Origin of the sequence: Actinopolymorpha cephalotaxi (genome assembly GCF_013408535.1) — a bacterium.
Classification (GTDB): Bacteria; Actinomycetota; Actinomycetes; order Propionibacteriales; family Actinopolymorphaceae; genus Actinopolymorpha; species Actinopolymorpha cephalotaxi.
In genome coordinates this window covers 3,558,776-3,578,745 of sequence record NZ_JACBZA010000001.1, presented here as the reverse complement: position 1 = coordinate 3,578,745, position 19,970 = coordinate 3,558,776, and the positions used below count along the sequence as shown (strand labels likewise).

Annotated in this window: 17 protein-coding genes and 1 pseudogene; 6 read left to right on the top strand and 12 right to left on the bottom strand. The window is 71.0% G+C overall.

Translation table 11 applies throughout. The features are described 5' to 3' along the window. Positions 1–11: 11 nt before the first annotated feature. Together FHR37_RS15710 and FHR37_RS15705 are read right to left on the bottom strand one after the other, a co-directional pair. The gene (locus tag FHR37_RS15710) at positions 12–1,859 is read right to left on the bottom strand and encodes a sensor histidine kinase (protein WP_092889139.1); all 1,848 of its coding nucleotides are present in this window, start codon (positions 1,857–1,859) and stop codon (positions 12–14) included. Positions 1,860–2,005: 146 nt separating this feature from the next. Beyond that, a complete protein-coding gene (locus tag FHR37_RS15705) occupies positions 2,006–2,932 on the bottom strand; it encodes a Rossmann-fold NAD(P)-binding domain-containing protein (RefSeq protein ID WP_237769087.1) in 927 nt (308 codons plus the stop codon). Between the two features lie 100 nt (positions 2,933–3,032). Between FHR37_RS15705 and FHR37_RS15700 the strand changes: the two genes are divergently transcribed. Beyond that, positions 3,033–3,977: an AraC family transcriptional regulator gene (locus tag FHR37_RS15700; RefSeq protein WP_092889142.1), complete on the top strand. Its 945-nt coding sequence runs from the start codon at positions 3,033–3,035 to the stop codon at positions 3,975–3,977. Positions 3,978–3,983: 6 nt separating this feature from the next. On the opposite strand, the gene FHR37_RS15695 is transcribed toward FHR37_RS15700, so the two are convergent. Next, entirely contained in the window at positions 3,984–7,223 is a 3,240-nt protein-coding gene (locus tag FHR37_RS15695) for an FAD-binding and (Fe-S)-binding domain-containing protein (protein ID WP_237769088.1), read from the bottom strand. A 277-nt stretch (positions 7,224–7,500) separates the two neighbouring features. Between FHR37_RS15695 and FHR37_RS15690 the strand changes: the two genes are divergently transcribed. The 4 genes from FHR37_RS15690 to FHR37_RS15675 all read left to right on the top strand — a co-directional run bounded on the left by FHR37_RS15690 (position 7,501) and on the right by FHR37_RS15675 (position 12,998). Next, entirely contained in the window at positions 7,501–8,436 is a 936-nt protein-coding gene (locus FHR37_RS15690) for a SigB/SigF/SigG family RNA polymerase sigma factor (RefSeq protein ID WP_175542796.1), read from the top strand. Between the two features lie 59 nt (positions 8,437–8,495). Then, the gene (locus tag FHR37_RS15685; protein WP_092889145.1) at positions 8,496–10,283 is read left to right on the top strand and encodes a thiamine pyrophosphate-requiring protein; all 1,788 of its coding nucleotides are present in this window, start codon (positions 8,496–8,498) and stop codon (positions 10,281–10,283) included. A 167-nt stretch (positions 10,284–10,450) separates the two neighbouring features. Continuing rightward, complete coding sequence (locus tag FHR37_RS15680; protein ID WP_092889148.1) at positions 10,451–10,744, top strand: hypothetical protein; 294 nt, start codon at positions 10,451–10,453, stop codon at positions 10,742–10,744. A gap of 343 nt (positions 10,745–11,087) precedes the next feature. Beyond that, positions 11,088–12,998: a glycoside hydrolase family 9 protein gene (locus FHR37_RS15675; protein ID WP_237769089.1), complete on the top strand. Its 1,911-nt coding sequence runs from the start codon at positions 11,088–11,090 to the stop codon at positions 12,996–12,998. An 82-nt stretch (positions 12,999–13,080) separates the two neighbouring features. On the opposite strand, the gene FHR37_RS15670 is transcribed toward FHR37_RS15675, so the two are convergent. The 5 genes from FHR37_RS15670 to FHR37_RS15650 form a co-directional block, all read right to left on the bottom strand. Then, the gene (locus FHR37_RS15670; RefSeq protein ID WP_092889151.1) at positions 13,081–13,833 is read right to left on the bottom strand and encodes a GNAT family N-acetyltransferase; all 753 of its coding nucleotides are present in this window, start codon (positions 13,831–13,833) and stop codon (positions 13,081–13,083) included. Between the two features lie 293 nt (positions 13,834–14,126). Further along, positions 14,127–15,221, bottom strand: coding sequence for an SRPBCC family protein (locus tag FHR37_RS15665; protein WP_139239196.1), 1,095 nt, complete (start codon positions 15,219–15,221; stop codon positions 14,127–14,129). Then, complete coding sequence (locus tag FHR37_RS15660; RefSeq protein WP_092889157.1) at positions 15,218–15,910, bottom strand: hypothetical protein; 693 nt, start codon at positions 15,908–15,910, stop codon at positions 15,218–15,220. The genes FHR37_RS15665 and FHR37_RS15660 overlap by 4 nt, the downstream gene beginning before the upstream one ends. A 46-nt stretch (positions 15,911–15,956) precedes the next feature. Beyond that, complete coding sequence (locus FHR37_RS15655; protein WP_092889160.1) at positions 15,957–16,208, bottom strand: gas vesicle protein GvpG; 252 nt, start codon at positions 16,206–16,208, stop codon at positions 15,957–15,959. A 3-nt stretch (positions 16,209–16,211) separates the two neighbouring features. Beyond that, a complete protein-coding gene (locus FHR37_RS15650) occupies positions 16,212–17,054 on the bottom strand; it encodes a GvpL/GvpF family gas vesicle protein (protein WP_092889163.1) in 843 nt (280 codons plus the stop codon). Between FHR37_RS15650 and FHR37_RS33455 the strand changes: the two are divergent. Further along, positions 16,998–17,114: pseudogene (locus FHR37_RS33455) on the top strand (hypothetical protein); the annotation flags it as partial. The gene FHR37_RS15650 and the pseudogene FHR37_RS33455 overlap by 57 nt on opposite strands. Before the next feature lie 30 nt (positions 17,115–17,144). Here FHR37_RS33455 and gvpJ (FHR37_RS15645) read toward each other — a convergent pair. The 4 genes from gvpJ (FHR37_RS15645) to FHR37_RS33590 are packed head-to-tail and all read right to left on the bottom strand — an operon-like array spanning position 17,145 to position 19,913. Then, positions 17,145–17,624: a gas vesicle protein GvpJ gene (gene gvpJ, locus FHR37_RS15645; protein WP_092889166.1), complete on the bottom strand. Its 480-nt coding sequence runs from the start codon at positions 17,622–17,624 to the stop codon at positions 17,145–17,147. Then, positions 17,621–18,370: a gas vesicle protein GvpJ gene (gvpJ, locus tag FHR37_RS15640; protein WP_092889169.1), complete on the bottom strand. Its 750-nt coding sequence runs from the start codon at positions 18,368–18,370 to the stop codon at positions 17,621–17,623. Before gvpJ (FHR37_RS15640) ends, gvpJ (FHR37_RS15645) begins: the two co-directional genes overlap by 4 nt. Further along, positions 18,367–19,569 (bottom strand): GvpL/GvpF family gas vesicle protein, encoded by a 1,203-nt coding sequence (locus FHR37_RS15635; RefSeq protein ID WP_092889172.1) that lies wholly within the window; start codon positions 19,567–19,569, stop codon positions 18,367–18,369. Before FHR37_RS15635 ends, gvpJ (FHR37_RS15640) begins: the two co-directional genes overlap by 4 nt. Beyond that, complete coding sequence (locus FHR37_RS33590) at positions 19,566–19,913, bottom strand: gas vesicle protein (RefSeq protein ID WP_092889175.1); 348 nt, start codon at positions 19,911–19,913, stop codon at positions 19,566–19,568. The genes FHR37_RS15635 and FHR37_RS33590 overlap by 4 nt, the downstream gene beginning before the upstream one ends. Positions 19,914–19,970: the final 57 nt, after the last annotated feature.

Here is a 19,970-nt window from a genome sequence, read left to right as displayed (position 1 = left end):
CGAACCGAAGCTCAGCGGGCGCCGTTGACGTCGAGGCTGCCGTCGGCGCCGCGGTGGGCGTGGGCGTAGCCGTCGTGGTCGTCGTGGTCGTCGTCGCCGAAGATGGCGCTCCTGACCTGGCGGCTGGTGCGGTCCAGGTCGTCGAGGACGTCGCTGAGCCGTTGGCGTACGACCGGTTCGGAACTCAGGCCGCCGGCGCTGCGCAACCGCAGGCTGACGCCGAACAACTGCTGGACGATCACGTCCCGCATCTCCAGCGCGATGCGGTCGCGTTCCTCCAGTACGGCAAGGTGTTCGCGGTCTCCCTGCGTACGCACCCGTTGCAGTGCGAGCGCGGCCACGTCGGCGAAGATCTGTATCCGCACGGCCTCCTCGCGGGCGAGGGGAGCCTGGGGTGAGCCCCGGCGCCAGGCGACGAACAACGTGCCCAGCACCTCGCCGTCGGTGGTGAGCGGGAGCATCATGCCCAGGCCCACCGCCGCGAGAGCGTTGTGCCATGCGGCGGGTGGGTCGTGCCCGGGTTCGTTCGGATAGTCGTCACTGACGACGGGTTCGCCGGTGTCGAGCACCCGGGCCAGCAGACCGGCCCGCGGGATGCGCAGGTCGGGCGGTGCGGGCACCAGGCCGCCGCCCTCGAAGACCACGACGAACACCGAGCCGGGGTCGGTCGGGTCCGCGAGCAGCACGCCGGCGACGTCCGCGCCGGACACCTCCCGCAGGTGGTCCACCAGCAGCCGCATCGCCTCGTCGCGGTCCACCTCGCCCAGCAGCAGCCGGGCCATCTCGGCTGCGGCTTCCAGCCAGCGTTCGCGCCGGTTGCGAGCCTCCTGTGCCTCGACGCGGAGCAGGACCAGGGCGGTGTGGTTGGCGAACGTACGCACGAGTTCACCCTCGCGGGCGGCGACCGGTGCGGCGGGGGAGTCCCGGCGCCAGCCGACGAACAGCACCCCGAACTGCTGACCGGGCGCCGCGAGCGGCAGGACCATGGTCAGCCCCAGAACCGACAGGTCCTCGTGCGGGTCGGGGCCCGGGTCGAAGCGCGGGTCGTCCAGGAGGCGGTCGGTGACGATCGGCTCGCCGCTGTCGAGCACGGCGGCCGCGAGCCCCCGACGGGGGACGCGGGTGCCGGGGGCCGGCAGGTCGGCCAGGCCGGCGGCCGCCTGGTAGACGAGTTGGTCCGGGTCGGCCGGATCGACCAGGATCACCGCGGCGTACTCCGCGCCGGAGATCTCCCGGAACCGCCGGGTCGCGAGCCGGGTCGTGGCGGCGAGGTCCACCTCGTCCAGCAGCAGGGAGGTCAGTTCCGAACAACCCTCCAGCCACCGCTGCCTGCGCTGCTCCTGGCCCAGCAACCGGTGGTTCTCGATCGCCAGCGCGGCGGCGCTGCCCAGTGCGACGACGGTCTGTTCGTCGGCCGCTGTGAAGTCCTGCCCGTCCGCCTTGTCGGCGAGGTAGAGGTGACCGTATGCCGCGTCGCGCAGATGCACCGGGACGGCGAGCAGCGTGGCGGCCAGCTCGTGGTGTGGCAGGTGATGCGCAGTGGGATGGTCGCGCAGCGAGTTCAGCCGGACCGGCTGCTCGGATTCCAGCAGTAATTCCAGCAGGCCGTGCAGGCGGGGCAGCCCGGCGACCTCGCTGCTCTCCTCGTCGGTGAGCCCGCAGGTCACGAGCTCACGGACATTCCAGTCGGACTCGGTGACCAGCAGGGCGCCACTGCGGGCACTCACCAGCTCACACGCCGTGGAGACGATCTGCTGGAGTGTCTCGGTGAGGTCCTGTCCGGCGTCTTCGGGTCCGCTGTCTTCGTGGCCGGGCGACGAGGGGGACGCCGGGCCGAAACGGTCGGCGTTCGATGCCATGGCTTCGATCGTAGGCGGCTGTCAACCGGGACCGACCGGCCGAAACCGGGGTGATCACCCCAGCTTCGGCCGAGGAGTCCGCAGACTTGTTTCGGTGAACCGATGTCTCCGGTGCATCTTCCTGCTAGCTGGTAACGGTGTCGTCGTCAGGACGTCCAGGTGGCAAGGGCAGTCGGTGATCGGACGTACGCGGAGAAGTCGCGCGGTTCACGGCCCAGCGCGCGTTGAACACCGTCTGTCAACCCCGCGTTGCGCCCGTCGAGCACCTCACCGAACAGCCCCGACAGCAAAGCGGCGAACTCCGCCGGCACACCCTCCTCGACGAGGCCGGCGGCGAACTGCTCGACGGTGACCGGCGCGTAGGTCACCTCACGTCCGGACGCGGCGGAGATCTCCGCCGCGACCTCGGCGAAGCGCAGCGACCGCGGCCCGGTCACCTCGTACACCTGTCCCTCGTGGCCCGGCTCGGTGAGGGCGGCGACCGCCACGTCGGCCACGTCGTCGGCGTCGACGAACGGCTCGGCGACGTCCCCCGCGGGGAAGGGAAGTACGCCCGCGCGCACGGCGTCGGCCAGGAAGCCCTCGCTGAAGTTCTGCGCGAAGAAGCTGGATCGTACGACCGTCCAGGAAGCGGACTCGCCACACGCGTCCCGCAGGGCCCGTTCGGTGCGTTGTGCTTCGGGTTCGCCGCGTCCGCTGAGCAGGACCAGCCGGCGCACACCGTGGTCGACGGCCAGCCGGGCGAACGCGCCCACCGTCTCCGCCGCGCCGGGAAAGCCGAGATCGGGGACGTACGCGACGTAGGCCGCGGACACGCCCTCGATCGCCGCGGGCCAGGTGCCGGGATCCTCCCAGTCGAAGGATGGCTGCGCGGACCGGGATCCGATCCGGACGGAGGCGCCACGGGCGGCCAGCAGTCGCGCGACCCGGGCACCGGTCTTTCCCGTACCGGCCAGGACGAGGGTGGTGCCCGCCGCGCCCAGGTTCGGGTGCGCCGGCGCCGGCATCTGGTGCTGGAACTGATCCTGGTGCTGGTCCTCGTGCTGGTCCACATTCTGCGGGGTCTGTGTCATGGCTCCAGCCAACAGCCACCGAGCTGGACGAGCCATGGTCGAGAAGCTCGATTCCATACGCGTACGTCCACACCGGACGTTCGCGCCTAGACTCCCGGACATGGACCCGCTCGCCGGACTGCTGTCCGGTCCCCGCGCACGGCAGGCGTTCCTGCTGCGTGCGCTGCTCGACCCGCCGTGGTCGATGCGCATTCAGGACCAGGCGCCGCTGACCCTGGTGGTGATGGTGCGCGGCGACGCCTGGGTCGTTCCCGACGCGGGGGAGCGGTGCCCGCTGCGTGCGGGTGACGTCGCGCTGTTCCGGGGACCCGAGCCGTACGTCGTCGCCGACCATCCGGACACGCCGCCGCAGGTGGTCATCCACCCCGGCCAGCGCTGCACCACGCCGACCGGGGAGAGCATGTCCGAGGCGATGGACCTCGGCGTGCGGAGCTGGGGAACCAACCCGCAAGGCCAGGTTGCCATGCTCGTCGGCACCTACCCCGAGGTCGGCGCGGTCGGTGCCCTGCTGCTGGAAGCCCTTCCGGCGTTGGTGGTTCTGCCCGGTGCGGCGTGGGACTCACCGCTGGTGCCGCTGCTCGGTACCGAGACCCAACGCGAGGATCCGGGGCAGGAGGTCGTGCTCGACCGGCTGCTCGACCTGCTGGTGGTGATGTCGCTGCGGACGTGGTTCGCACGCCCCGACACCGCCACCCCGCCGTGGTACGCCGCGCACGACGATCCCGTTGTCGGGCGGGCGTTGCGACTGTTGCAGAACGCGCCGGCCCGGCCGTGGACCGTGGCCCGGCTGGCCGCCGAGTGCGGTGTGTCGCGGGCGGGCCTGGCGCGCAGGTTCACCGAGCTCGTGGGCGAGCCGCCGATGGCGTTCCTGGCCGGCTGGCGGCTGGCGCTCGCGGCGGACCTGCTGACCGAGCCGGGCGCCACGGTCGGGTCGGTGGCGACCAGGGTGGGGTACGCCAGCCCGTTCGCGCTCAGCGCCGCGTTCAAGCGGGTGCGCGGGATGAGCCCCCGCGAGCACCAGCAGGGGGCGTCAAGTACGCCTTGACGACGGTCATCGCCCGGTCCGGCCCCTGGTCCGGCGGCTGGTTCGACGCCCGGTCAGCCGGGTGGCGGCCCGGCTGCCGAGGCGGGCGGCGAGAGTTCCCACGGCACCTGCGACCAGAGCGGTCCCGGCCAGTGCGGCGGCCCGGGCGAGCGGGCTCGGGGTGCGCGGCCGGTCACCCGGCTCCAGGTCGTTCCGGCCCGCCTCGGCGCCCACGCCGGCGGCGGCAGAGGAGGGGGAGTGCCGCCGGCCGGGCAGCCCGCGGGCGAGGAGTTCGGCCAGGTGGACTCCCTCGCGTCCGCCGCTGTCGAGTTCGTGCAGTTGGGTACGGCAGCTGAAGCCGTCCGCCAGGATCGCGGTTCCGGGTTCGGCGCCGCGTGCCGACGGCAACAGCACGCTCTCCGCACAGGCCTGGCTGACCTCCAGGTGCCCGGCCTCGAACCCGAAGTTTCCGGCCAGTCCGCAGCACCCGGAGTCCAGCCGCTCGGCGCGCGCACCGGCGCGGGAGAGGAGTTCGGCGTCGGCGTCCCAGCCGAGGACGGCGTGCTGGTGACAGTGCACCTGGGCGAGCGCGTGCACGCCGTCCAGGGACGGCGGAGTCCAGTCTGGCGTGTGCTCGGTGAGGAGCTCGGCCAGCGTCAATGTCTGCTTGCGCAGCCGTTCGACGTCGTCGTCGGAGCCCAGCAGGTCGGCCGCGTCGGAGCGGAAAACCGTTGTGCAGCTGGGTTCCAGGCCGACCACGAACCCGCCGGAGCGCAGGTGCTCCGCCAGCGCGTCGATCGTACGCCGCAGCACCTTCTTCGCCGTGGCGAGCTGTCCGGTGGAGATCCAGGTGAGGCCGCAGCACAGCGTCTGCTCCGGCATCCGCACCTCCCAGCCGGCGTCCTCCAGCAACTCCACCGCGGCGCGGCCGATGTGCGGGTGGAAGGTGTTGGTGAACGTGTCCGGCCACAGCATCACCGTGCCGCGGCTCCCTGCAGGACGTGAACCAGGGCGCGAGCCCCTGGCCCCACCCGCCCGATCGGTGCCGCGGCGCCGCCACCACTGCCGCAGCGTCTCGCCCGCGAACAACGGAATCTCCCGGTGCTCCAGCCCGGCCGCGGCGGTCGCCAGCCGGGGCAACAGGGGCGCGTGGGTGAAGGCGTTCACCACCCGGCCCAGCCGCGCGCCGGTGACGCCGGCCGCGACGACCGGAAGCCAGCCGAGCGCGTAGTGCGCACGGGGGCGCAGCCGGCCTTCGTAGTGGTGCGCGAGAAACTCCGCCTTGTAGGTCGCCATGTCGACGTTGGCCGGGCAGTCGCTCTTGCAGCCCTTGCAGGCAAGGCAGAGGTCCAGCGCGTCGCGTACGGCGGTGGAGCGCCAGCCGTCCACGACGGGGGAGTCGTGGTGTCCGGCAAGCATCTCGAACAGCAGCCGCGAGCGGCCGCGGGTGGAGTGCTCCTCCTCCATCGTCGCCTGGTACGACGGGCACATCACCGCACCGCCCTCGTGCGAGTGCTGCCGGCACTTGCCCACGCCGACGCAGCGGTTGACGGCCTGCACGAACGACCCGCCGGTCTCGGGGTAGTGGAAGTACGCCTCCCCGTCGTGGTGCGGTGTCCACGACGCGCCCAGCCGGAGGTTCTCGTCCAGCCGGTGCGGAGCGACGACCTTGCCGGGGTTCATCCGGTCGTCCGGGTCGAAGATCGCCTTCAGCTCTCCGAACGCCCGGATGATGTCCGGCCCGAACATCCGGGGCAGCAGCTCGCCGCGGGTCTGCCCGTCGCCGTGCTCGCCGGAGAAGGAGCCGCCGTAGGACGCCACCAGGTCGGCGGCGCTCTCCAGGAACCGGCGGTACGTCGCCACGCCTTCGGCGTCGGTCAGCCCGAACGGGATCCTGGTGTGCACGCAGCCCTGACCGAAGTGGCCGTACAGGCTGGGCGCGGTCTCGTCGGCGTACCCGAACTCCTCGAACAGCCGTTCCAGGTCGCGCAGGTAGTCACCGAGCCGTTCGGGTGCGACGGCGGAGTCCTCCCAGCCCTCCCAGGTCTCCCGGTGGCCGGGCACGTGTGCGGTGGCGCCGAGGCCGGCCTCGCGTACCCGCCAGAGCTCGTCCTCGCGTTCGGGCCTGTCCAGGAAGGCGACGTCGGGGTCGTCACCGGACTTCCCCAGCGCGGTCAGCATCCGGTGCGCCGCCCGCTCGCACTCCTCGCTGGTCTCCGCGCCGAACTGCACCATCAGGAAGCCGGAACCCTCGGGTAGCTCCTCCCGGGCGAGCGGGTTGAGGTGCTTGATCTTCTCGTCGGTGAGCAGGCGTTCGTCCAGGCCCTCCAGCGCGATCGGCTCGTGGGGGAGTACGGCGGGTACGGCGTCACCGGCCGCGGCGATCCCGTCGAAGCCGAGCACCACGAGGGTGCGGGCGGGGAGTACGGGAATCAGTTCGAGCTCGGCCCGCAGCACCGTCACCAGCGTGGACTCGCTGCCGACGAGCAGCCCGGCGACGTCGAAGTTGTGCTCGGGCAGCAGGGAGTCGAGGTTGTAGCCGGACACGCGGCGCGGGATGTCGGGGTAGCGGGCGCGGATCTCCTCGGCGTACCGCTCGCGCAGTCTGCGCAGGGAGCGGTAGACGGCGGCGCGCCGGTCGCCGCGGCGTTCGATCGCGGCGTACTCCTCGTCGTCGGTCTCACCGCACCAGAAGCGGGTGCCGTCGTGGAGCAGCACCTCCAGCCCGGCGATGTTGTCCACCACCTTGCCCGCCCGCTGCGCCGTCGCGCCGCAGGAGTTGTTGCCGATCATCCCGCCGATCGTGCAGTTGGGGTGGGTGGCCGGCTCCGGGCCATATCGCAGGCCGTGGCGCTCGAGCCGGCCGTTGAGGACGTCCAGCACGATGCCGGGTTCGACCACGCAGGTCCGTCGCTCGGTGTCGACGTGCAGTAACCGGTTGCAGTACTTCGCCCAGTCGATCATCACCGCCTCGTTGGTGCACTGCCCGGCCAGGCTGGTACCCCCGCCCCGGGACAGCAGCGGGGCGCCGTGCTCGCGGCACACGGCCACCGCCTCGACCCCGGCCTCGACCGAGCGGGGCACGACCACCCCGATCGGCACCTGCCGGAAGTTGGAGGCGTCGGTGGAGTAGGCGGCGCGGGTGCCCTCGTCGAACCGCACCTCGCCGTCGACCCTCGACTCGAGGTCCCGCCGCAGCTCGGTCACGTCGACGTGTGGGCGGCGTGGGGCGTGGAGTACGGGCGCGGGCAGGTCGACCTCGGTCACGAGCGGAGCTTCCTCTCCAGGACGGTGATTTCTGTGGGCGGACGGTGATTCCTCTGGGCGGACGATGATTCCTGTGGGATTCCTGCATACTCGCAATACTTGCGAGATTGCAAGTAATGCCGATGGGTGGTACGCCTGGAGAGTGCCCACGAAGACGGCTCTGACCGATCGGGGCCGCCCGGAGAAGAAAAGATCAATGTGGAGGTTTCGGATGCATGTGGCGTGGGGAGGGGTCACAGTCCAGCCCCGAACCCCGGCATGGACGAGGAGGTCACCCATGGCCACGAGCACCACGGCCCTCTCCGCGGTACCGGCCCGCAGCCGATCCGCCCGCTCTTCCGACCTTTCCCCGAGCGAGAGCATCCGCCAGGCGCGTACGGCGCTCGCCACGACCCCTCCGCCCGACTCCGACGTCCGCTCCGAGTCCAGCTCCGAAGCCCGCTCCGAGTCCAGAAACGACGCGGACCGCAGGAACGCCCGCGACGGAAGCCGTTCCCAGCTGGTGCTCGACCACATCGGCCTGGCCAGGAATCTCGCGTCCCGTTACGCGGGACGCGGCGAGCCGCTCGAGGAACTGCACCAGGTCGCCATGGTCGGGCTCGTCCTGTCCGCCGACCGGTTCGACCCCGAGCGGGGCACCAGCTTCAGCACGTTCGCCGTACCCACGATTCTGGGTGAGCTTCGCCGCCACTTCCGCGACCACTGCTGGTCGGTACGCATTCCGCGCCGGCTGCACGACCTGCACCGTGCCGTACGCCAGGCCAACGAGGACATGTCCAACTCGCTGCGCCGTCCGCCGACGGTGAGCGAGCTGGCGAAGGAACTCGACGTCAGGCAGGAGGACATCCTCCAGGCCCAGGAGAGCGCCGGCGCCTACTCCGCGTTGTCGCTGGAGAGCCCGGTCGACAGCGGCGAGCCCGACGCCGACACCCTGGGTGACCTGATCGGCCACGACGACAGCAACGTGGAGTTCATCGAGAACCGCGAGGCTGTCCGCCGGGTGATTCCGCACGTGCCGGAGCGGGAACGCCAGATTCTGTACCTCACCTACTTCCGCGAGCGGACGCAGGCCCAGATCGCCGCCGAGTTCGGCATCTCGCAGATGCAGGTCTCCCGGCTGCTGGCCACCACGCTGTCCAACATCCGGTCCGCGGTGATCGAGGACAGGGGCGCACCCACCAACTGGCCGACACCGCGCCAGAAGGCGAGCTGACGCCAGACACGCGCACTCCGGACCGGGACGCACCGAACGCACCAGACAGGAGGAAAAACATGGCCGAGACAGTCGCCAACCACATCCTTGCCCGGCTTCGGGAATGGGGTGTCGAGCAGGTTTTCGCATACCCTGGCGACGGCATCAACGGCCTGGTGGCGGCGTTCGGTGAGTCCGACAACCAGCCGCGGTTCGTGCAGTCGCGGCACGAGGAGATGTCGGCGTTCGAGGCCGTGGGCTACGCGAAGTTCAGCGGCCAGGTCGGCGTGTGCATGGCGACCAGTGGGCCGGGCGCCATCCACCTGCTGAACGGCCTGTACGACGCGAAGCTCGATCACGTGCCGGTCGTCGCGGTCGTCGGGCAGACCGCCCGCAGCGCCATGGGCGGCAGCTACCAGCAGGAGGTCGACCTGCAGAGTCTGTTCAAGGACGTGGCCAGTGAGTACCTCGTCGAGGTCAACGTCCCCGAACAGCTCCCCAACGCCCTCGACCGCGCGATCCGCACCGCACTGGTACGCCGGGCGCCCACTGCGCTGATCATCCCGGCCGACCTGCAGGAGGAGGAGTACTCCCCGCCCGAGCACGTGTTCAAGCAGGTGCCCTCCAGCCCTCCCGCCGAGCTGCGGTCGACGGCGGTGCCGCCGGAGGCGGAGATCGCCCGCGCCGCGGAGGTGCTCAACGCGGGTACGAAGGTCGCGATCCTGGTCGGCCAGGGTGCCCGCGGCGCAGCCGAGGAGGTACGCCAGGTTGCCGAGGTCACCGGCGCCGGCGTCGCGAAAGCCCTGCTGGGCAAGGACGTTCTCGCCGACGATCTGCCGTACGTCACCGGCTCGATCGGCCTGCTCGGCACCCGCCCGAGCTATGAGCTGATGCGCGACTGCGACACCCTGCTGATCGTCGGGTCGAGCTTCCCGTACACGCAGTTCCTGCCGGACTTCGGCCAGGCCCGCGCGGTGCAGATCGACCTCGACCCGGGCCTGATCGGGATGCGTTACCCCACCGAGGTCAACCTGCTCGGCGACACCCGCGGCACGCTTGCCGCCCTACTGCCCCGGCTGACCCGCAAGGACGACCGGTCCTGGCGGGAGACCGTGGAGAAGAACGTCACCCGCTGGTGGGAGACGGTCGAGCACCAGGCGATGCTGGACGCCAAGCCGGTCAACCCGATGCGGATCGTGTGGGAGCTGTCCCAGCGCATCCCCGAGAACGCCATCGTGACGTCGGACTCCGGCTCCGCCGCCAACTGGTACGCCCGCGACCTGCGCATCCGCGGGGACATCCGGGGCTCGCTGTCCGGCAACCTGGCCACCATGGGCCCGGGTGTGCCGTACGCGATCGGCGCGAAGTTCGCCCACCCCGACCGGCCGGTGGTCGCCCTGGTCGGTGACGGCGCGATGCAGATGAACGGCATGGCGGAGCTGCTCACGATCTCGCGCTACTACCGGCTGTGGTCCGACCCGAGGTGCGTGATCTGCGTCTTCCACAACAACGACCTCAACCAGGTCACCTGGGAGCTGCGGGCGATGGGCGGCGAGCCGAAGTTCGAGGAGTCGCAGGCGCTGCCGGAGGTGTCGTACGCCGACTTCGCCGCCGGCATCGGCCTGGACGCCGTCACGGTCGACCACCCCGACCAGCTCGGCCCGGCCTGGGAGCGCGCGCTGAACGCGGACCGGCCGGCAGTGCTCGACGTCCGCTGTGACCCGGAGGTGCCGCCGATCCCGCCGCACGCCACCTGGGAGCAGATGAAGGCGACGGCGCAGTCGGTGCTGAAGGGGGACCCGAACGCCTGGCACCTGATGGTGCAGGGCGCCAAGACCAAGGCGCAGGAGTTGCGCCGCGGGCGCTGAGGCGTCGAGGGGTCGAGACGTCGAGGCGGGTGGGTTCCGCCAGGCCCCGACAACGCTTACCCGTCTGGTGTGGCGTACGCGTACGCGGCCGGCTGCGTGGTAGGTAAGCCTGGTGCGGCCGGAAAGGTCGCGGAATGGGAGAACACACCATGTCGCTGTGGACGCGAATGCGTGACCGAGTGAAACGGGACCGATCAGGACGCCACCTGGGCGAGGCGGACGCGCCGTCGGACGCCGGTCCGGGCAGCTCGCGGGCCACCGGTGGCGGACCGGAGGCCGCGGGACCCGAACCCACCGGCTCGACCGGCACCGGCTCGACCGGCTCCGGCACGACCGGCACCGCGCAGAGTGAGACCTACGTCGGCCGCGTGGGCGGGGACGACGACGCAGGTGCCGCGCAGGAGTCCGGCGCCGAACGCCGTGCGCAGGCAGAAGATCCCACAGAGCCGCGTCCCAACTGACCGATCGCGAAGTCGGCCGAAAGCCCGTCCGCTGGTCGGTTCTGTCCCGGAAAGACCGCCCAACGAAGTGCGGTTTTCCTTGTTTTAGGGACATTGTTCGACACTTGTGGGTACGAGGCAGGCAGTGATTGACACCGGCGAAGGCGGGCTGTCAACATCACGGCTTGGGCCAGACTCCCAATCGTTGACACGACCACATCGGGGACTGAAGGGTCGTCTGTCACGACCGGGCGGGTCCAAGGACCAATCCGCTCAAGCGCCCGCCCCCCGGGCCGCCGACCGCGTGTGAGGACGCCCCGTGACTCCTTCTCCTTCGTACCGAAGTGTCCCCGAAAGACGATCCGTGCGCCGCACCCGCTCCGTCGCACTCGCGTGCACCGCGGTCTTCGTCACGTTCATGACCAGTTGTGGCGGCCCGTCCCAGGAGCCGACGACCACGACGAAGAGCAACCCGGGTGGGCGTCCCGGCGCGGTCGACCCCGGCCTCGGCGCGGGCGGTGGCGACGAGTGGAAGAAGGCCACCGGAAGCCGGATCCGGGTCAACCAGGTCGGTTACCTCCCCACCGGACCCAAGGGCGCCACGGCGGTCACCCGGTCCAACGAGCCGCTCTCGTGGCAACTGCGCGACGCGTCCGGCCGGGTGGTGGCCGACGGGCGCTCGACGCCGCGCGGAACCGACCAGGCGTCGGGGCAGAACGTCCAGACCGTCGACTTCACCCGCTATGACCGGCCGGGCCGGGGCTACACGCTCCGGATGGACGGCCAGACCAGCCTGCCGTTCGACATCTCCGCGCAGGACTACGCGAAGCTGCGCCACAGTGCCCTGCGCTTCTTCTACTACCAGCGCAGCGGCACCCCGATTCTGGCCTCCCTGGTCGGCAAGAAGTACGCCCGGCCGGCCGGTCACGTCGGCGTGGGCGCCAACGGCAACGACGCGGACGTGCCCTGTCAACCCGGGGTTTGCAACTACCGCCTGGACGTGCGCGGTGGGTGGTACGACGCCGCCGACCACGGGAAGTACGTCGTCAACGGCGGGTTGGCGGTGTCGCAGCTGTTCGGCGCCTGGGAGCGCGCGAACCACTCCCGCACCGGCAACCCCAAGGCGCTCGGCGACGGCACGTTGAGCATCCCCGAGAACCACAACGGCGTGCCGGACGTCCTGGACGAGGCACGGTGGGAGATGGAGTTCCTGCTCCGCATGCAGGTTCCGTCCGGGAAGCCGCTGGCGGGGATGGCGCACCACAAGATGCACGACAAGGCGTGGACCGGTCTGCCGATGGCGCCGCAGGACGACCCGCAGCCGCGTGAGCTGCACCGGCCCTCGACCGCCGCGACGCTGAACCTCGCGGCCGCCGGCGCCCAGTGCGCCCGCGTCTTCGCGCCGTACGACAAGGCGTTCGCCAACCGCTGCCTCGGTGCGGCGAAGACCGCGTGGGCGGCGGCGAAGCGGCACCCCAAGCTGTACGCGCCGGACAGCGACAGCACCGGCGGTGGTGCCTACGGCGACACCAACGTGACCGACGAGTTCTACTGGGCCGCCACCGAACTCGCCCTCACCACCGGCGAGCGGCCCTACCTCGCCGCGCTGCGCGCCTCGCCGCTGCACACGGCGCCGGTGTTCACTCCCGTCGGCTTCGGCTGGCAGTCGGTGGGCCCGGTCGCCCGGCTCGACCTCGCGACGGTGCCGGGGAAGGTCCCGGCCGCCGAACGTAGGGCTGCCCGGGCGTCGGTGATCCGGGCCGCGAACGGCTACCTCGCCACCCAGCGCCGGCAGGCGTACGGGCTTCCGATGCCAGGCGGGCCGGAGTACTACGGCTGGGGCTCGAACTCCAACGTGCTCAACAACCTGGCCGTCCTGTCCACGGCGTACGACCTCACCGGGAAGGACATCTACCGCACGGGTGCCCTGCAGGGGATGGACTACCTTCTCGGGCGCAACGCGCTGAACCAGTCCTACGTCACCGGTTACGGCAAGAAGGTCTCCCACAACCTGCACAGCAGGACCTTCGCGCACGAGCTGGACAAGAAGCTGCCGCCGCCGCCGCCGGGCTTCCTCGCCGGCGGGCCGAATGCCGCCCTGCAGGACCCGGTGGCGCAGAAGCGGCTGGCAGGCTGCAAGCCGCAGCTGTGCTACGTCGACGACATCCAGTCCTACGCCACCAACGAGTACGCCATCAACTGGAACTCCGCGCTGGTGTGGATGTCGTCGTTCGCGGCCGACCAGGGAGCCGGCGCCGGGCGCGGCCGGGTGTGACGGAGCTGAGGCGCACGCCTCCGGGCCGGCACCTGTGGGTGAGGTGCCGGCCCGGAGTGGCGTGGCCCCTGTTCCAGGGCCCTTATTCCAGGGCGATGTAGAGCCGCTTGCCGGTCGGGGCGTACCCGACCCGCTCGTACACCCGCCAGGAGTCGTCACCGGACGCCTCGAGCCAGGCGCCGGTGGCACCCGTTTCGAACACCCGCCGGGTGACCAGCGCGGTGAGCGCGCCGGCGATGCCACGTCGCCGGTACGGTTCCCGGACCGCGATGCCGGTCACCTCGGACAGGCCGACGGCCGGTGCGGTCGCCAGGGCGCCGCCGACGTAGCTGCCGTCGAGGTCCCGGGCGTACACCAGCACCCCACCGTCGCGCTGGGCCTGGTGGATGCGGGCGACGTCGTCCGGGCCGGCCACGTCGGCTGATCCGAACGCCGCGTTCTGCGCGGTGACGACCCCCGCGCGTTCCTCGTCGGTGGTGGGCTCACCGAACTCCACCCCGGCCGGCTCGGCCGCGGTCCGCAGGGTGCGGGGTGAGCAGGTGAGGTACTCGTTGCGGGCCTCCACGGTGAACCCCGCGTCGAGCAGGAGGCGTTCGAGACCGGGCGCGCAGCTGGTGACGTACTCCAGCCGGGGCAGGCGTTCGACGCTCCCGAAGGCGGCCACGAGTTCGGCCACGTCGTTCGCGGTGATGGCGGCACCGGGCAACGGCGTTGCGTAGTTGACGAAACGGCTGTCGGTGGTGGGGTCCCAGCCGATGACGAACGGGCCGGTGCGGACCGTCGCCGGGCGCCGGGACAGGTTGAGTACGACAGAACTCTGGACGATGGTGTCCATGATCAGGTGTGACCTCGGGTCAGCTGAGGGCGGATGCGGGCAGCACGAAGCCGCGTGAGGCCGCGCGGAGAGTACGCCGCAACGCCAGGCCCAGAGGTTGGACGGCTGGGCCTACGGCTGGGCGTACGGGCGGCCGCGGCGGGTCGCCGAGATCACAGGCATCATCCAAGGTCTGAGGAGATCTGAGCTCTGAGGAGATCAGAGGAACGGTCCGCGTCGGACACGGACCGGCGTAACCCTGCCACCGAGATCGACCGAAGGTCAACCGGAATACGGGCGGGCCGGGTCACGCATCAACGCCGACGTGACCGCTGCTTCGACCTGGGCGGCCGCTCGTCCTCGTCCTCGGCCTCGCTGTCGTCCTCCTCGCCCCGGTCCTCCTCGTCCTCGTCTTCCTCGTCGTTCTCGTCGCCCCGGTCCTCGTCCTCATCCTCGAGTTCGTCCTCGTCGAGGTCGCGGTCCTCCTGGTCGCGGTCCTCGTCCTCGTCGCGGTCCCGGTCGCGCTCTTCCTCCTCCTCGCGCATCACCTCGTCGTGGTCGCGGACGAGTTCGCCGTCGCGGATCTCACCGCGCCAGCCCTCCTCCTCGGGGTCGGCCTCCACCGTCACGTAGTGCCGGAACTTCTTGAAGTCCAGCCGGGCGCGGCGACCCGGCGCCCGCCACAGGTTCGCGGTCTTCTCGAAGAACCCGTGCGGGTGGTACTCGAGGAGCAGCAGGACCTGGGTGAGGTTGTCCTCCAGCTGGTGGAAGCTGACCGCGCCGTTCACCACGGTCTGGCCCTCCGACCGCCACACGATCCGGTCGTCGGGGATCTGCTCGCTGGTCGTGGCGTTCCAGCTCCGGTTGGACCAGGCGATCTTCCCCTTCCAGGAACTCTTCGTCTCGTCCTCCTTGTCGAAGTCCACGCTCTGCAGGCCCTTGGTCCACTTGGGGAAGTCCTGGAACTGCGTCCAGGTGTTGTAGGCGACCCGCGCGGACACCGGCACGTAGAGGTCCTCGACGATGTTCATGTACTTCCCGCCGGAGGAGGACTTGCTCTTGCCACCGCCGAAGATGCCCTTCACCTTGTCCTTCAGCCCCTGCACACCGGCCTTCGCGGCCGCCTTGCCCGGCGAGGAACCGCTCAGTGTCTCCTTCACCACTCGCCCGACCATGCTGCCTCCGTCGTCGTCTCCGTCGGCGATCCCGGTGAGGTTCTTCGTCGCGTCGCCCACCTTGTCACCGAGATTCCCCAGTACCTTCTCGGCTTTCGCCGCCGCGAACCCCTGCGCGGCCTCGAGGAGGCGTTGCGTGGCGGGGTTGCGGCCGGCGGCCTTGCGGATCCCGCCACCGATGTCGGAGAGGCTCACCTTGTCCGGGCGCGCTCGCCCGATTCCTGCCTGGCTCATCTGCTTCCCCCTCCCGACGTACTGCGGCTGCCGGATCGACCACCGGATCGACCACCGGGTCGCCCGCTGCCGGAGCGCTCGCCCTTGCCGCTGCTTCGGCCGCCTCGCTCGGAGCCGCTGCTTCCGCCGCGGCTCGACGCGGGCCGGCGCCCCTCTCCGGTGCGTCCTTCGCTCGTACGTCCCTTACCCGTACGCCTTTCTCCCGTACGCCCTTCTCCCGTACGTTTGGCGCCGGCGCGCCCTTCGCCGCCGCGCCCGCGGGCAGTGCCGGCCTTGCGCCCACCGCGACGGCCCTCGGCGGACTCCTCCTCCTCGTCCTCCTCGGGTTCCTCGGCTTCGTCCCGGTCCTCGTCCTCGCGCCCCCGGCCCTTACCGTCCCCGGACGGCTTGCCGCTCAGGCCCGCCGTGCGTTCCTCCAGAGAGTCGGCCAGCCGGTCCAGCGGCCTGGTGAGGCTGGCCATCGCGGCGGCGCGACCGGTCGACGCCAGCTCACCGGTCACCTCGTCCTTGATCCGGCCGAACTGCGGCGACTCCGAGAGCCGTTCGAAGGCCTCCTGGCCGAGTGCCCGCAGGTCGAGCCGCTTGCCGATCAGAGCCGAGCCCAGCAACAGGGCGAACCGGGCCTTCTTGCGCCGGCCCAGCACGTAGCCTCCGACCACGGCCAGAGCGATCTTCGTCGAGTTGTTCATCTCCCCCTCCTCGTGACGCCGGCCTGCTTCCCCCGGCCGGGCGCCGTCATCGGTTACCGCGCCGCTGAACCTCCTGTGCCTCCTCCAACCGGTCGAGAATCCCGTCCTCGGCGGCCTCGAACTCCTCCTCGGTGAGCAGCCCGGCGTCGTAGGCGTCGGACAGGTCGGCCAGCTCACCGCGGATGCGGGCGACGTCGTAGTACTCCTGCTCGCCCAGGTCGAGGATCTGCTCGGCGATCCAGCCCACGCCGCGTACGGGTGCCAGCGGCAACGTGAGCAGCCCGGTGACCAGTCCCATGGGCTACGCCTCCCCTCCCGGCACCGGCTTTCCCGACATCGGCTCGGTCGTGAGGTCCGGTGTGGTGACGAAGCTGTACGGCGGAAGGGGCCCGGAGCGTTGCAACCGGATCGCCGGACCCCATGCGGCGTCGAGGTGGTCCGCGGTCTCGGCGAACTCCTCCGCGCGGTCGTCGTCCACGAGAAAGCTCTCGTTGACAGCCGCTCCGCGAACCTTGGAACCGGTCAGGTGGCTGACGGCGAGCGGGCCGAGTGCTGCGAGGAGCAGTTCCTCCAGTGCGCGTTCACGGTCCTCGATCGCGGCCGCCACCGCCTCCCCGAGCTGGATCTGCTCGTCCACGCTGCCGGCGCGGGACCGCAGCCTGCGCACCGTCGGGTCGTTCTCAGCGACCGACCGGATCAGCTCGTCCTCGTCGCAGAACACCTTGACGTTGATCTCCGTCCGCCGGGTGAGGCTGTCGAGGGTCGCGAGGTGCGCGTCGTCCTCGTCGGCGAGCTCGTCACGCAGGCTGTCCTCGTCGGTGGCGACCACCCCGAACCGCATCGGCAGAACGGTTCCCTGCCGGCCGAGCCGGTCGAGGACTCCCTGGTGGGCCTGCACATCCCGGCGTTTGGCGCGCAGTCCGGGAGGGGCGTCGCTGACCACGGCCACGACCCGGCCGGCCCGCAGTCTCCGCAGCGGGGCGGGCGGATCGCCCACGCCGCCGAGCTCGCCCAGGTCACAGGGATGGTCGGCGGCCACGATGCCGTACACGTAGACCGCTGCGACGGTGTGCTCGCTCTGCCCGGTGTGCTCGCCCTGCCCGGTCTGCTCGCGCTGCTCAGGCTGCCTCGTCTGTCCTGCCATGGTGCCCCCTTCACCTCACTCCGTCGTGCCTCACTCCGTCGTGCCTCACTCCGTCGTGCCTCACTCCGTCGTGCCTCACTCCGTCGTGCCTCACTCAGAACGGGACCGCGACCGCGAACGCGCCTGGCGGGCACGGCTGCTGGTGGCGCGTTCCTTCCGCCGTCCGCCTCGTTCTTCCTTGTCCTGTTGGTCTTCCTCGTCGCTGTCGTCGTCGCCGCCCTTGTGGAACACCTCGCTGACCGACTCGGCGGCCCCACCCAGTGCGCCCTTCACCTTGCGGCCGGCGCCCTTCTCCTCCATGTCGCCGATGAACTCCGGCAGCGTGCGGGAGTTGCCGCTCTGGGCGAGGTCGACGCGGTTCACCGCCTCGGCGAAGCGCAGATAGGTGTCCACGCTGGCGATGACGATCCGGATGTCGATGGTGAGCAGTTCGATACCCACCAGCGACACCCTGATGTAGGCGTCGATCACCAGGCCCTTGTCCAGGATGAGTTCGAGGACGTCGTACAGACTGCTGGAGCTTCCTCGCTGCGCGAGGTTGCCCGAGCCCTGCCAGGGGCTGACTGTCATCGTTGCCATCTTCCTTCTGTGACGGGGCTTCCTTCTGTGACTGGACTTCTTTCTGCGGCGGGCCGGCCGCCGGGGAACGGATCGACGTGAGCCGGGAACGGCGACAGGTCCTCCCGGTGCCGGCGGCGCCCGGACACGAACTCGGTGAGTTCGCCCACCTGGCGTTCCAGCGCCATCAGCGATCGGCCGAGGCGCTCCACCTGCGTCGAGGTCAGTTCGCCGGCGTCCATCCGCCGCAGCGCCTGACGTTCGAGCAGTTGGCGTACGACATCGACCACGAACACCACCAGGCCGGCGACGCCCGCCTCGCGGTCACCTTCGTCCGCGCCCGTGCTCGTCGTGGTTCCGGGCAGGTCCGCGGCCGTACGAACAGCACGCGGTGCGGGTGAGCTGTCAGCCTTCGGCCGATACGCCGCACCGGTGCGTGGTCGTTCGGTTGGTCGTTGTTCTGCGGGCGGTTGTTCCGCGCGTGGCGTGGGTACGCCACCGCCGTGGACCGGCTTCGGCGAACTCGCCGCCCCGGTGGGCACCTCCGCCGGCTGCGAGCGTTCGGCAGCGTGCTCGGCCGCGCGTTCGAGGGTGTGCACCGAGGCCAGCAGCAGGCGCAGATCCAGCCGGACGAGATCCACGTCGGCGAGGGTGATCAGCACGCTGCCGTCGACACAGGCCCCCGAGTCCAGCAAGCGGTCCAGCACGTCGACCAGCGAGCCGTCGTCGAGCGCCAGCCGGTGTTCGCCGCCACTCATCGCGAGGCTCCCGTCGTCGAGGGGGAGGACGTTCGCGGCCGGTTCGTACCGGACGGCATCCGGACGAAGTGGTACGGCGGCCACGGCCCGGACACCTCCACCCGCAGGCCGTCGGCGGCGTACTGCCGTGCCACCTCCCGCAGCGCGGTGTCGAACTCCTCCTGCCTGGTGTGGGAGACGAGGTAGACGCCGTCGAACGCCAGGTCGGTGTGGGCGGCGGGCTGCCCAGTGGGATGGCCGGCGGAGGGTCCGGTGGAGGGCTCGGTGGGGTGCCCCACCCGGGCCGAACCGCGGACGACCACATCGCGGGCGTAACCGGCCAGCGCGTCCTCGAGTGCGGGGGCGACGGCGGCGCGGATCCGGCCGGCCGCCTCCCGGGCCGCGGCGGCCTCCCGGCGCCGCACCATCCAGGTGGTCCCGGTCGCCGGCTCGTCCAGGTAGGCGGGCACCTGGTCGGTGCGTTCGGCGGGGGACTCGACGTACGCCTTGACACCCCATTCGCTCGCCCCGTCGAGCCGTTCCAGCTCCGCGGACAGCTGGTCGACCTCTGTCAACGCGACCTTGCGGGCGGCGTCCCGGCTGGGGTAGAGGGCGCCGAAACGGAACGGAAGCACGGTCCTGCTCCGCGCCAGTTCCTCGACCACCCGCTCGTGGGCGCCGACCGCCGCACGCAGCCAGCCGTGGGCGCTCAGATCAGGGTCCTGGTCGCTGGTCCGGAACCCGGCGAGGGGGACCTTCGACGCCGCGACGGCCAGGTCTCCGGCGTCGAGGAGTTCGACCGGCGCGCCCTCCACTCCTGCCGGGAGTTCGGCCGGTACGGGCAGCGAGCGGCCCGCGGTGCGGTCGTCCCTGCGCAGGATCGCGTACACGTACCACGCCGTCTCGGTGGGCGCCGGGCTCGCGTCGGCCGGTCGGCCCTCGCCGGCGGACCGTCGTTCGCCGGAGGACGCCTGGAGTTCGGTGACGGCCTCGCGGGCACGCGGCACCTGACCGGGTTCGAATCCGGCCGTCGGCTCCTCCGGTGGGAACGATCCCACACCGAGCACCGAACGCACCGCCAGGCGGTAATGCTCGACGAGCTGGTCGACGAGTTCGTCCCGCACCAGCTCACGGGCGCGCTGGGACGCCTCGTCGAGCAGCGAGGCCACCTCGTCCGGCGTCGGCCGGCCGGCGAGCAGGTTCCGGGCGGCGGCGCTCATCGGCGTGCGCCGCTCTCGGTCGTGGTGGACCCGACGGCGGGCTCGCCCCGCCCTTCACCGGCGGGCAGCTCGGCGGCCCGCATCCGGTCCTCCATCTGCTCGATGCGTTCGCGGAGCTCGCGGTTCTCCTGCTCCAGGCGGGAGTTGCCGGTCAGGAACGGGTCGGAGGACCACCAGTCGATCCCCATGTCGCGCGCGGTGTCGACCGAGGCGATGAGCAGCCGCACCTTCAGGGTGAGGAGTTCGATGTCGAGAATGTTCACCTGGATGTCGCCGGCGATCACCACGCCTTTGTCCAGAACGCGTTCGAGAATGTCGGCGAGAGAGTCGCTGGACCGGGACACCGGGGTTGCTCCCGTCGTCCGGTATTGCGGGTATTGGGAGCGCTGGGAATTCTGCGG

Coding starts and splice junctions, on each gene's coding strand:
- FHR37_RS15685 (WP_092889145.1), top strand. CDS start 8,496: ATGGCCGAGACAGTCGCCAACCACATCCTTGCCCGGCTTCGGGAATGG.
- FHR37_RS15705 (WP_237769087.1), bottom strand. CDS start 2,932: ATGACACAGACCCCGCAGAATGTGGACCAGCACGAGGACCAGCACCAG.
- FHR37_RS15700 (WP_092889142.1), top strand. CDS start 3,033: ATGGACCCGCTCGCCGGACTGCTGTCCGGTCCCCGCGCACGGCAGGCG.
- FHR37_RS15660 (WP_092889157.1), bottom strand. CDS start 15,910: ATGAACAACTCGACGAAGATCGCTCTGGCCGTGGTCGGAGGCTACGTG.
- FHR37_RS15710 (WP_092889139.1), bottom strand. CDS start 1,859: ATGGCATCGAACGCCGACCGTTTCGGCCCGGCGTCCCCCTCGTCGCCC.
- gvpJ (WP_092889169.1), bottom strand. CDS start 18,370: ATGAGTGGCGGCGAACACCGGCTGGCGCTCGACGACGGCTCGCTGGTC.
- FHR37_RS15670 (WP_092889151.1), bottom strand. CDS start 13,833: ATGGACACCATCGTCCAGAGTTCTGTCGTACTCAACCTGTCCCGGCGC.
- FHR37_RS15680 (WP_092889148.1), top strand. CDS start 10,451: ATGCGTGACCGAGTGAAACGGGACCGATCAGGACGCCACCTGGGCGAG.
- FHR37_RS15665 (WP_139239196.1), bottom strand. CDS start 15,221: ATGAGCCAGGCAGGAATCGGGCGAGCGCGCCCGGACAAGGTGAGCCTC.
- FHR37_RS15635 (WP_092889172.1), bottom strand. CDS start 19,569: ATGAGCGCCGCCGCCCGGAACCTGCTCGCCGGCCGGCCGACGCCGGAC.
- FHR37_RS15655 (WP_092889160.1), bottom strand. CDS start 16,208: ATGGGACTGGTCACCGGGCTGCTCACGTTGCCGCTGGCACCCGTACGC.
- FHR37_RS15650 (WP_092889163.1), bottom strand. CDS start 17,054: ATGGCAGGACAGACGAGGCAGCCTGAGCAGCGCGAGCAGACCGGGCAG.
- FHR37_RS15690 (WP_175542796.1), top strand. CDS start 7,501: ATGGCCACGAGCACCACGGCCCTCTCCGCGGTACCGGCCCGCAGCCGA.
- gvpJ (WP_092889166.1), bottom strand. CDS start 17,624: ATGACAGTCAGCCCCTGGCAGGGCTCGGGCAACCTCGCGCAGCGAGGA.